The organism is Gaoshiqia hydrogeniformans, assembly GCF_049347105.1.
Classification (GTDB): domain Bacteria; phylum Bacteroidota; class Bacteroidia; order Bacteroidales; family Prolixibacteraceae; genus Gaoshiqia; species Gaoshiqia hydrogeniformans.
Genome location: NZ_CP186334.1, coordinates 2,271,681 through 2,284,417 on the forward strand (window position 1 = coordinate 2,271,681; position 12,737 = coordinate 2,284,417).

Genomic DNA, 12,737 nt, shown 5'->3' on the forward strand with positions numbered 1-12,737 from the left:
ACATAAATGTACAAATTTGAACGGACTGTCAGTACCCCCTGCATCAAACCGTACGTGAAGTTTTCCTTCATACGGCTTACCCCCCATCCAGATCGAAAATCCGGCATTAATAAATCCCGGCTCGCCTAACCGCACCAGCCGCTAACCACCTGCTTTGGTGCATCTCCTGATGAGCCGGCGTCTCCACCCCGTGTTTTGCTTTGGAAAAGCAAAAGTTTGCCCTGATGGGCAAGGCACAAATTGCAAATTTGCGCCAGCAGGGGAGGCTTAGTCCAAACTCTCTTTAATTGTTTTAAAGCTTTCCAAAGCACTTTGAATATTGTCGATAATTTCATCAATCAATGTTTCGGGCTCCGGAAGATTTTCAAGGTCAATCAGGTTTTCGTCTTTCAGCCAGATAACATCCAGGTTGGTTTTATCGCGCGCAACCAGCTCTTCATAACTGTATCTTCTCCAGCGTCCTTCCGGATTCTCTTTTGCATGAAAGGTTTCTTTTCTTTGTTCTTTATTTTCCGGTTTAAAGCATTTTACAAACTCTTCCAGATGTTCGTACTTTAACGGATTCTTTTTGGGAGTATGCCTGACGTTGGTACGGTAATCGTAATACCATACTTCCTTTGTTTTTAATGGCTTTTTCTTTGTCCCTTTTTCGAAGAACAGCACATTGGCTTTTACGCCTTGTGCATAGAAAATCCCTGTAGGTAAACGCAAAATAGTATGCAGGTTCAATTCGTCGAGCATCCGTTTGCGGACTGTTTCTCCAGCTCCTCCTTCAAACAGGACATTATCAGGTAATACCACGGCAGCACGGCCATGCTCATCTAGCAAGGCAATAATGTGTTGCAGGAAAGCCAACTGCTTATTACTGGTAGTGACCCAAAAATCCTCACGCAAAAAATATCCCTCTTTCGTCGCCTGCTTTTTATCATTGGTAGCAATATCGCTGCTACTCTTTCCAAAGGGAGGATTTGCCAAAACTATTTTGACTTTGGGGAAGTCAGTCACCTTTAAACTGTCAGTAATATCAATTTCAGGAGTTTTGACAAGGTCGCCTACTCCATGAAGAAATAAGTTCATCAGGCATAAGCGAGCCGTCGATTTCTCTATCTCCCACCCATGAAATGTCTTAAATGAAATCTCATCCTGATCTTTTTTCGAAAGTTTACTTTTATGAAGATATTCCAGCGCTCCCAAAAAGAAGCCTCCTGTTCCGCAGCTTGGATCTGCTATGGTCTCACCAACCTTGGGTTGAATACACTGCACCATCGCTTTAATAACAGGACGCGGGGTGAAATACTGACCAGCGCCACTGCTTTCTGCATTTCGTAGTAACAGTGATTCATATATTTCCCCTTTAATGTCAACTTCTTTGCTGCTCCAATTTTCATCCCCAATAAGATTAATTAACTTCTTTAGTTTAGCTGAGTCGCTAATTTTGTTTTGAGCACCATCAAAGATTTTACTTAACATTCCTCCAGCTTCGGCCAGTTTTTTCAGAACTTCCTTATATTGCTCCGATAAATCACCTTTTTCTTTTCCTTTTATACTTTCCCAATCATATCCTACCGGTAAATGGTATTGTTCTTTGTTTTCATCGGCCATTTTCAGAAACAGCAAATAGGTTAACTGTTCCAGGTAATCGCCGTATCCCAAACCGTCGTCCCTTAACGTGTCACAAAACGACCAAATTTTTGCTACCAGTGTATTGGTTGTCATATCTTGTTTCCTTTTTCTATTTCCAGTTGGAATTCTTGTGTAGTTGAAAATCCGCCTTTCTTGCGGGAACCTCTTAATTCGGTTATATTTTCTGTTTTCAGGATTTTAAGGTACCGATTAATTGTTGGTACGGAAACCCGTATCTTCTGAGCCAACTCTTCTGCATTTAATAAGGGGTTCCAGTAGGCTATCTTCGTAAGCTCAGTTAGCTTAACAAGTACTGTTTGTTTTGTTTTGCCCGCAAGCTTGTTGTTTAAAAGATCGTTTATCCTATCATTTACTCCTCTTACCTGGTTTATCCTATCGCTTAAAGAATCAAGTATCCGATCACCTGCATCCGAAGCATCCGTATTTAAGCCTGTTTCAAGGTTATTTATCCTATCAGCTAGGGCATCATTTATCCTATCACTTGGGGTTAACGGGTTAACCAATTTGTCATCCAGCGGAATAATCGTTTTAAATACCGGTCCTTCAATAAATTCAGGATGGTCCTGACCTGAATAGGCTTTGCAATATTTATTTATATTGAGAATCCCCGATCCCAACTCATCAAACCGTCCCATTTGCATAAAGAATTTGGCAATGACCGGATTCTTCGGAAAAGGCTTAAAGTTATTCACATTGATGGGGCCCTCACCGTTGGGAACATTGGCATTTTCGGTAATAACTGCCGATTTAGTGATCACAAATGTCGTGGGATAGGCGTTGGTGTACTCCTTATGAACCAATATATTGGCGGCCACCTCGCGGAAAATAATGGTGCGCAGGCTTCGGCGCTGATCGCCTTCGAGATAAAACTTGTCGGGAAGGTGTTTGGCCACAAAATCCAATAATTGCTCATAAGCTTCAATCAGGTTGGTTTGGATATAGAGGCGGTCGTCGTAGCGATCGACATTGAACCGGCGTACCAGTGCATCAATTTTAAAATGGGGAACCACACTGCGGATGGCTTCATCTTTCCCCAGCAGCAATATGGCAGCCAGGGTGTAACCTTCTTCTCCTGTTTTGTAGTCACGGTCGTATAGCCCGGCCATACGCAGCATCTGTTCATCGTCCAATTCCAGCCAGGGATGTTCGGGGTGATAGCTGCGAATGAGCTTACGTACCTTGGGGAAAAGTGATTGTTTGAAATCCCCGAAACGAAAAGCGGGGTAAATGATGCTCTCTGTATAATGGTTCCGTTTCCGGTTATAAAGTTCGGCAATTTGGTGTGCCCCCCGCACCACAAAATCGCCATCGTTGCTGCGGTCGTAAATTTTGCCACCCGTTTGGTGCACCTGCGAACTTTCGGGGACCTGAAGGTGAATAATGTGGAATCCATCCACCACATGTTCTTTAGGAAACAGGATAAACGGCGGGTTCAGCTTTTGCGGGTTATTGCTCAGGTTTGCAATGTTGGTAATCATTTCGGCAACCTTCGCGGCATTCACTCCGGTAAGGTTGCCGTTATCATCGGCGCCCAATAGAATATCCCCTCCACTGCGGTTAAGCATGGCGCAGATGGTTTCAAATAGGTTTTCAGGCAACTTCTCCCGGGCTTGCTTAAACTCGTTGCGAATACCTTCGCCTTGAGATAGTATATTTTTGATGCGATTGATGGTCATTGTGCAATTATCTAAGTACATGAACAGCCTCAGCCAACCATTCAAAATTTTTTTCCAAAGATTTAGTTTTTACAAAGCTCGTAACTACCATTGAATATCGTTCTGTGTAACAGGCCATCTTTGCCAATTCACAATAACAATTATCAATTATTGATTCAATTTTAATTTCTTCATTTATATATTTCTTTATCTCATTTGAAGATAAGTGAACTAGGTTTTCGCATTTAAGCCAAATATCTTTTCTACCACGTTTAAGAGATGTATTTTGTAATCCATAATAATTTATTGAAGTCAACGCCTTTTTTTCTCGAAGACTTCCATCATTCAGATAGGTTGGGTAAATATCTCCGTTCCTATCAAAAGAAATAAGCGTACAGTCTCTCGGATTAATCGGATCTAATAATAAAGGTATTTCATCTTTACAATACAAGTCCTCAGGTTTAGCAACCCCTGATGCTTCTTCCAATGGGAAATAACATCCTTTCCCAATTACGTTATTGTTTTTTGTTAATGGATCTTTCGAACGTTTATTTACAAAAGAGCCTGCTAGTCTGAAATTTCTCCAATAATAAGAGAGCCACCAATAACCACCCTCTAATACTAACTCATTGTTTATCTTAGCGATCGCTTTGGGCCTGTAATGTTCAACCTCCCATCTGCAAGAATTTTCAAGTGATTCTGAATACCAACATTTTCCTCCAGATAATTTAGACAGTGAAGAATATAGTTTTGTCCAATGAGAATTCCTTTTCCAATACGCAGACCTTTCTTCTTTGTTTTTTCCTCGAATATTTGACAAATGACGTTCAGCCTCTTCTAACCAATCATCAAAAGTTGTTTCGGGATTCAGCTCATTAAAAATATCTGGCAGTCTATCTATATTGATGTACCTCATTCTTGCTCTCTTTTTAACTTCTCAAGTACCCTTTCAACTGCTTTTTTGCTCTCTGTCTGTAAAAATGCTTTCTCCTCTTCTGAAAACTCAACTTTTTGCATCAATTCGTGCTTTGACATCTCAGCTAAATACATCTTAAACCACTGGTCTTCTACCTCTTCGTAAAATCCATAATTTTCTAATTCAGCTTTAAGTCTATGATATTCATCATAATCGTAAGGATCAAGTGCATCTCTCATTATTCTTCCTTGCAGATATCTTTTTCTGTTTAGTTTTTCTTGAGTTTCTTTATCCAGAATGGTTGGTAGTCCGAACAATGGACTTGTCAAAATCCCAGAAACCCCCATTCCTTTGGGGTCTTTGTCCGATTTTTCTACAATTGTTTTTCCATCTTGGATCTTAAAAATCCTAACTTCTTCTTTTGTTAATCCCCCAATAACCAGAGGGTCGTGAGTATTAATTACAATTTGTGTTGATTTATGATTATTTACAACTTTATCTAAAAACTCAAAGTATTGCCATTTCCAGATTGGATTTAGATGAGTGTCGGGTTCATCCAACAAGATTAATGAATTTTCGTCTTTCGTAAACTTTAAGAGACCAAGAACAGTTAATAGTTGTTGTTCGCCTTCACTGAGTTCCTTAAAAGTAATACTTCCATCAACGTTTTCTTTTCTCACTTTGATTCTCACTTCAGCTATTAATTTGGAGATGTAAGTGCTTTCAAGAGCCTTGAAAAACTCAGTATTGCTTTTATAATGTTGTGCTATCTTCTTTAGCTTTTCTTTGTGGCTGATATACAGGTATAACCTTTTTTGTGGTTCGTCGCTTTTAAAATCAATTTTGATTTTTTCATCGTTATAAATCGGGGCGAGCGAGTTTGTCCAAAGAATTTCAAGAAAGTCGCGAACCAATCCTTCTGCTGTCCAAAATTTATCTTTGTACTTATCCTTTCTAGAACTAGCCCATTTAGGCATCTTCAAAACAAAAAGAATTGATTCAATGTCTTTGATGTGAAGAACTTCATTTAAGAATTCGATCGAATCCTTTTCTTCATCTTCGAAAGAGAAATAGGCTAATAGAACAAAATAAGAATGAACTAACTGTACATAGAACAACTTCCGCAATGTATCAAGCTCATTCTCTTTAAATCCTTTTTTTATAATTCTATCATAAAAATTCTCCTGATGTTCCCAGAAATGTTCTTTTAGACGATTGCTCAAGCCAGAGTAATAAGTGAAGACATATCTCGGCTGGTAGAGTTTCTTTCCTTCAGGAGAAAAAAAGGATTTGTAACTTGAAATCTTTTCGTTATTTATATAAATCACGTATGAACTTCCGTCGTAGGTTATTTCTATTTCATTTAGGTTAATTGTATAACAAATAGAATAGTTGAATTTTGGATACCTTCGCTTATCTTCTTTACTTAAATCCAGATATTTAAAAATGAGAACAAGGGCTTCAATAAAATTTGACTTGCCAGTTGCATTCTGCCCCAACAAAACAGTTTTCATCTGATCTCTATCAAGTTCAATACTGAATTGCTTCAGGTTTTTAAAATCTTCAATATAAACCTTATTGATTCTCATTTTTCCACGTAATTAGGGTTTCTCTTCCTTTCGCCTTCATAAGAATGGACTCTTCCAATTCTTTTAACTCCGCATAAAATAGATCAATATTTGAATCATCTTGAAATTTTGATAGCTTCCATATTTGTTTGGCTGAGATAGCCTCTGTCTGTTTTTGAAGTACTTCTTTTACCGATAAATTGCTTTTTTCCATAGGTGCCCTCCTTTTAGGTTTTTCTTTTTCATCAAGTTTCAGTTTTTCAAAGTAAACTTGTCTCTCTTCTCGAATTTGTTTTATCAATTCAAGAACCGACTCATCATGTGAATTTTGAGGTACTAGATTACCAATAAAGGCTTGTTTTAGAATAGATTGTCTCGAAAAGGCAATTTTATCCAAAGTCTTTTTAATTGTTGATTCAAGATTCTCAACTAATGCGAATTGGGATTCGATTATTTCTACTACTTCAATTTGTTCTTCCAAATCTGGAATTGAGACAATTTGATTATAAAATTGTTTTCTATCTAATGTTGGAACAGCAGTGCTTGAGCTAAATGATTTAAAATTGAATTGCAGAAAAAGATAATATACAAATTTTGGATTATTATTTTTAAAATTCTTTACAAACAATGTCGTGTTGTGCGGCCAAAAATAATCTACATCAAGATAATGAACGTTACCAACGCTTCCGCTTCTACCGATGATTAAACATGGCCCTTCTGCTTTATGTTCATTATGATACCCATTTAAGCCACCAGAAGTCATTACAGGGTATCTTCCTTTAACAATGTTTGATAGAGGCAAATCAAATCCCCTTTGGATTTCGCATAGTTCCGTAAACTTTATTTGTCTCCATCTTTTTTCTTGATGATTCCCTTTTGTAAATTTCCCTTCAAACGCGCTTTTCAGCAAAGCCTGTTTATACACTTCCAATTTTTTCTGTGCTTTTTTCAACTCATCTTCGGCATGGTCGAGTTCGCTAAAAAGCTCTTCAATTCGTGCTACAATTCGATGTTGCTCATCAAGAGGAGGAAGTGGTATCTTTAATTCATAAACGCTATTTCTATTTATTCCTGGAATTGCTGTTGAAGAATCTAGTTTTTCTAAGCGAAGACTTTTGAGTAAATAATAAATAAATTTCTGATTCAATGATTTCGCTTTCACTATAAAATAAGTTGTATCTATTGGCCAACATTTGTTATTTTCTAAATGTATAGCCCCAACAGAACCCTTTCTGCCAATAATAATAACAGGACCATCTATCAAAAAATCACTGTGAAACCCAACTTTACCATTTGATCCATAAACAGGATATTTCCCACTTTGTACTCTCTCTGATTGTGGCAAAGCTTTGCCATATTCAAAAACAAGAATTTCTCCTATGGTCGTCCAAATCCATCCCTCAGGTAAAGTACTTATTGATTTTGTCTGCTCCATCTGTCATTCTTAGAAATGGCGCTAAAAGTACATGAATTCATATTCCTATTCAATGGAAATTTTATCAAAATGTTGCATTTTAGAGATCAGCTAATTGCAAATCGCACGACTATTCCATAATCTTCTATCTGCCCCGGCAATTGATCAACCTTCTCTTTCAACTATTTCACTTCAGTACAAGGCTATTTATTCTTATCCAACAGCTCAATCAATTTGCTACTGATTGACATCATATTATCCATCAGCTTCAGCATGGATTGCATCTGCTGTTCGTTATATGTCTGAAAGGTACTGTTATCCTGAATCGCGATTGATGAATTCTGAATATTTTCCAGAAAGTTATTTGGTGATGTAGAAACGATCTGTAGTGGATCGACTTTAAGAAACTCCGCAACCTTCTGGATCATTTCGATGGTGATTTTACTTTCGCCCCGTTCATATTTGGTATAAGCGGCTTCGCTGAGACCAATATGCTCGGCAACTTCCAACGCTTTTTTGTCGCGCAGCTTCCGGAATAAGGCCAGGTTGCGGCCAATACTTTTGTTTTCCAATACGGTAAAGTGGTCGTTTTCTTCGTGAGTGCTCATATCAATAGTTATTTAAAACAATTTTTTCGTTAGGTAAAACTACCAAATATATGAACATAGCCCAAAAATTATGTCCTAAACTTGCTCTTGTCAAACATAGTTTCGTTTGCCCGATTAAGTAACAATAATACGAATTAAAAACAGAAAAACCTGTTGGACAATACTCAGGTTATTAGTAACAGTTTTCTACTCCATAAACGAATGTGTCATGCCATGTTTTAAACGCTTTTTATCTCCCCAGCGGGCTCCCTGAAAGCAGGGGCCACATGAAGAATCCCTGCCCATAAACCTTTAAGGTTTCAAAAAACCTTGGGGGTTTGGGGAAACACCAATCCAAACAATCTAAAAAAATCCTAAAAGTATGAAAAGAAATTTCTGCTTCATGGCCTTGCCATGCCTTTCCCGAAGATCAAACCAACCAGTAACAACCATTTAAACAAACACTTATGCGGAAATTCAATCCACTATGGGCGGGCCTGTTGGTCTTCGCCATGCTGGGGGTAACCATGCTGTGCACCAACTGTGCCAGTGACGATTTTACCCCCGAAAACAAAACCGTTTACCCGCCCCTCGAGGGTGTGGAAACCAGTATTAGCTCGTATTTCCCCGACAGCGGGGGAATTGCCACCAAGCTGATTTTAAACGGCCGTAACTTTGGAACCGACACCGCCTACATCAAGGTGACGGTAAACGGCAAAAATGCTGCCGTGATCGGGTCGGACGGCGAGGCCATTTACGCCATTGTCCCTGTCCGGGCCGACACGGGCCTGGTGCGCGCCTATATTGGTAAGGGCGACAACACCCGGGAATTTACCTACGACAAGCCGTTCAACTACCAGTTCCTGAAAAATGTGACCACCGAGATTGGGCAGACGGGCCTGTCGGGCACCGACGACGGCGCCTACTCCGAGGCGAAGCTGCGGCGTCCCTGGTTCGTGACCTTCGACAGCGAAGGCAAGCTGTTCCTTATTGATGAGGGACGGGGCGTGGATTCGGACGGGGCGCTGCGGGTCGGCTACAACGGCGAGCTCACCACCCTGATGCGTAATTCGTCGGGGCCCATGCAGTCGCCCACCGCCCTGGCATTCAGCCCCGGGCAGGACACGCTTTACCTGGTTAACTCGCTGTGGCAGGCCAACAACATGGTAACCGATGCCGCGGTGGCCATCCTGCTCCGCGAAACCGGCTTTATTACCATCAAGCCCTACATCAGGGCCACGTACACCCGGGCCACGGCCATTGCCGTTCATCCCCGCACCGGCGCGGTGTTTTACAACAGCCAGCACGATGGCTACCTCTACCGGTTCAACAAAACCACGCAGGAAGGGGAACAGTTGTACCAGCTTAACGGCACCGATACCGAGCTGAAAATGGTTTTTAGCCCCGATGGCAAAACCCTGTACATTATGGTAAAAAACAAACACTGCATTTACCGGGCCAACTACAACGAAACTACCCGCACCATTGACAAGCCGGAGCTGTGGGCCGGCCAGTGGAACAGCAGCGGTTTTGAAAACGGGCTGGGCACCAACGCCAAGTTTAATGAGCCCGGTCAGGGCGCCGTTGATGACGACGGCAACCTGTACATCCCCGACAAGCAGAACCATTGCATCCGGAAAATCACGCCCGAAGGCTATGTCAGTACTTACGCCGGGGTCCCCGGGACCTCGGGCTTCCAGGACGGCGACCCGGCGGTATGCCTGTTTAACCTGCCCGAAGCGGTGGCTTTTAGCCCCATAGATGACGGCTTGTATGTGGCCGACCGGGGCAATCACCTGGTGCGTAAAATTATGGTTGAATAACGCTTTGCGCGTGTTGAAATTTAAACGAATAAAAATGAAAATGATACAACGAAAGTTCCGTTTGGTTTTCCTCCTGTTGGCCTGCGCGATGGCCGTACAGGCACAAACAGCGCAGGAGAAAGAGGTTAGTGGTATGGTAACAGACCCGCAGGATAAACCGCTGATCGGGGTAGCCATCATTGTAAAAAACCAACCCACCAAAGGGGTGGTGACCGATGCCGGCGGCCGGTTTAAAATTAAAACAGGCCTTTACGAGATTTTGGAAATCAGGTACATCGGTTTTAAAACAACCGAACTTCCCGTGGTAACCGTAACGGGCCCGGTAGTCGTGGTGATGGAAGAAGACAGTGAAAGCCTGGAAGAAGTGGTGGTTACCGCCGCCGGTATCATCCAGCGAAAAGCCACCTTGTCGGGGGCCATTACCACGGTGGACATGAAGACCATGAAAACGCCGACATCCAGCATCAGCAATGCCCTGGTGGGCAATGTAACCGGCATTATCGGCCGGCAAACCACGGGCGAACCGGGCCGCGACAACACCGAATTCTGGGTGAGGGGGATCAGCACCTTTGGCGCCAACGCCAGCGCCCTGATCCTGGTCGATGGCATTGAGCGGTCGTTAAACGAGCTGAACGTGGAAGATATCGAATCGTTCAGCGTGCTGAAAGATGCGTCGGCCACCGCCATCTATGGTTCGCGGGGGGCCAACGGCGTGGTACTGATCACCACCAAAAGGGGAACCGCCGGAAAAGCAGCGATCAATTTCAAGGCCGAATATGGCTACGACACCCGCTCGCGCACCCCGGACTATGTGGACGGCGCGACCTACGCCCGGATGGCCAACGAAGCCCGGATGACCCGTTACCAGGACCCGGTGTATTCGGAGCAGGACCTGGAGATCATTGCCCGGGGACTGGACCCCGACCTGTTTCCCAACGTGGACTGGGCCGATGTGATTTTGAAGGACGGCGCGGTCAGTTACCGCGGAACCCTGTCGTTTCGCGGAGGAGGCCCTTCGGCCCGTTACTATGTGTCGGGCAGCTACTACAATAAAGACGGCATGTACAAAACCAACGACGCCCTGAACGATTACAACACCAATGCCACCTACGAACGTTACAACTACCGGGCAAATGTTGACCTGGACCTCACCCGGACCACCCTGTTCCGGATCGGGGTGGGGGGCTACCTGGTTGATGAAAACAAGCCCGGCATGTCGTCCGACGACATTTGGGGATCGATCTCCAACCTCACCCCGCTCACCGTTCCGAGGATGTACTCCAACGGCCTGATCCCCACTTACGGAAGCGGCAATACGATGAACCCGGAGGTCCAGCTCACCCAAACCGGTTACCAAACCAATTGGGAAAACAAGGTGGAAACCAACATCACGCTGGAGCAAAAACTGGATTTTATTACGCCCGGGCTGCTGTTTGCCGGGACCTTCTCGTTCGACAACACGAATGTGAATACCATTACGCGCTCCAAAAACCCGGAGCTGTGGCTGGCCGAAAGGCGCCGCGATGCCAACGGCGATTTGGTGATGAAACGGGTCCGCGAGGCCTCGCTGATGTCGCAAAGCGGCAGCGCCTCCGGCGAGCGGCGGTATTACACCGAAGCCCGCGTTCAGTACGATAAAACCATTGATGCCAAACACCGCCTTGGCGGCCTGCTGATGTACTACCAACAGGAACGGTCGTCAACCATCAACTCCAACGATGTAAAGGCTTCGATCCCTTACCGGAACATGGCCTTTTCGGGACGGGTTACTTATGGCTACAAAGACCGTTACCTCACCGATTTCAACTTTGGCTATACCGGCTCCGAGAATTTTGAAAAGGGCGAACGCTTTGGTTTTTTCCCGGCCATATCGGGCGCCTGGGTCATTTCGCAGGAGCCCTTTGTCAAAGATCGCCTGCCGTGGCTGAACATGTTCAAGCTCCGCTATTCGTACGGCGAAGTGGGGAACGACCAGATTGGCTCCGACCGCTTTCCGTACATGTCGTTTATCGGGACTTCAACCTCGATGAACTGGGGCGAGTACGGCTCAAACGGGGTGCAGGGTTACCGGATCACCACCATGGGATCGTCGAACCTGACCTGGGAAAAGGCCCAAAAGCATAACCTGGGCATCGACCTGATCCTGTTCGACTCGAAGTTGTCGGCCACGGCCGATGTTTTCCGCGACAAGCGAAGCGACATCTTTATGCGGCGCAGCCAGATGCCTTATTCCACCGGCCTGCAGGATTTGCAGCCCTGGGCCAACATCGGCGAAATGAAATCGGAAGGGATCGACGGGCAGGCTTCGTATACCCACAAGCTTGGGGAAGTGGCTTTTACCCTGCGCGGCAATTTCACCTATGCCAAAACCATTGTGCTGAACTACGATGAAGCAGACAACGCCCTGCCGTACCAAATGACCAAAGGGTACCGCCTGAACCAGACCAGGGGACTGATAGCCCTGGGCCTGTTTAAAGACCAGGAGGAGATTGACAACAGCCCGGTCCAGACCTTCGGTTCCTACCTGCCCGGCGACATCAGGTACAAGGATGTGAACGGCGACGGCGTGATCGACGACAAAGACGTGGTTCCCATTGGCTACACCACGCAGCCCAATCTGAGTTACGGCTTTGGGTGCAGCTTAAGCTGGAAGGACTTCGATTTCAATATCCTGTTCCAGGGCTCGGGCAAATCCGATTTCTTTCTTGGCGGCAACAGCATCTATCCCTTTAACGGGGGCGAAACCGGGAATATCCTGAGTAAGGTTGCCGATCCCGGCGACCGCTGGATTTCCAGGGAGATATCGGGCGATCCGGCCACGGAAAACCCAAACGCTTTGCTTCCCCGGCTGTCGTACGGCGGAAATGCCAACAATTACCGGAACTCAACTTTCTGGCTAAGGGACGGGAGCTACCTGCGCCTGAAAAGCCTGGAATTTGGCTATAATTTTCCCCGGAAATACCTGGCCCGTTTCTTTGCCGAAAGCGCCCGCATCGGTTTTATCGGGTACAATCTGTTGGTGTTTAGCGCCTTCGACTGGTGGGACCCCGAAATTGGAAGCTCCGACGGCGCCCGGTACCCGATTACGAAAACCTATTCCCTGAATTTAACTGTAAACTTCTAAATCAAA

The 12,737-nt window shown here is 44.4% G+C and carries 8 protein-coding genes; 2 read left to right on the forward strand and 6 right to left on the reverse strand.

Annotated elements, in window-relative coordinates; genetic code table 11:
- Window positions 1-267 precede the first annotated feature (267 nt).
- From ACOIT5_RS09180 to ACOIT5_RS09205, 6 genes are all read right to left on the reverse strand, one after another.
- Complete coding sequence (locus tag ACOIT5_RS09180; protein ID WP_423130164.1) at window positions 268-1,716, reverse strand: type I restriction-modification system subunit M; 1,449 nt, start codon at window positions 1,714-1,716, stop codon at window positions 268-270.
- Window positions 1,713-3,320: an AlbA family DNA-binding domain-containing protein gene (locus ACOIT5_RS09185; RefSeq protein WP_423130165.1), complete on the reverse strand. Its 1,608-nt coding sequence runs from the start codon at window positions 3,318-3,320 to the stop codon at window positions 1,713-1,715. The genes ACOIT5_RS09180 and ACOIT5_RS09185 overlap by 4 nt, the downstream gene beginning before the upstream one ends.
- A gap of 7 nt (window positions 3,321-3,327) precedes the next feature.
- Window positions 3,328-4,215, reverse strand: a complete 888-nt coding sequence (locus ACOIT5_RS09190) for a hypothetical protein (RefSeq protein ID WP_423130166.1) — start codon at window positions 4,213-4,215, stop codon at window positions 3,328-3,330.
- Complete coding sequence (locus tag ACOIT5_RS09195) at window positions 4,212-5,804, reverse strand: AAA family ATPase (protein ID WP_423130167.1); 1,593 nt, start codon at window positions 5,802-5,804, stop codon at window positions 4,212-4,214. The genes ACOIT5_RS09190 and ACOIT5_RS09195 overlap by 4 nt, the downstream gene beginning before the upstream one ends.
- A complete protein-coding gene (locus tag ACOIT5_RS09200; RefSeq protein ID WP_423130168.1) occupies window positions 5,791-7,218 on the reverse strand; it encodes a restriction endonuclease subunit S in 1,428 nt (475 codons plus the stop codon). Before ACOIT5_RS09200 ends, ACOIT5_RS09195 begins: the two co-directional genes overlap by 14 nt.
- 182 nt (window positions 7,219-7,400) lie before the next feature.
- Entirely contained in the window at window positions 7,401-7,805 is a 405-nt protein-coding gene (locus tag ACOIT5_RS09205) for a helix-turn-helix domain-containing protein (RefSeq protein ID WP_423130169.1), read from the reverse strand.
- A gap of 446 nt (window positions 7,806-8,251) precedes the next feature.
- Here ACOIT5_RS09205 and ACOIT5_RS09210 point away from each other — a divergent pair, with 446 nt between their 5' ends.
- Window positions 8,252-9,607, forward strand: coding sequence for an SMP-30/gluconolactonase/LRE family protein (locus tag ACOIT5_RS09210; protein ID WP_423130170.1), 1,356 nt, complete (start codon window positions 8,252-8,254; stop codon window positions 9,605-9,607).
- Window positions 9,608-9,641: 34 nt separating this feature from the next.
- Window positions 9,642-12,731 carry a SusC/RagA family TonB-linked outer membrane protein gene (locus ACOIT5_RS09215; RefSeq protein ID WP_423130171.1) on the forward strand — a complete coding sequence of 1,030 codons (3,090 nt, stop codon included), beginning with the start codon at window positions 9,642-9,644 and terminating at the stop codon, window positions 12,729-12,731.
- Window positions 12,732-12,737: the final 6 nt, after the last annotated feature.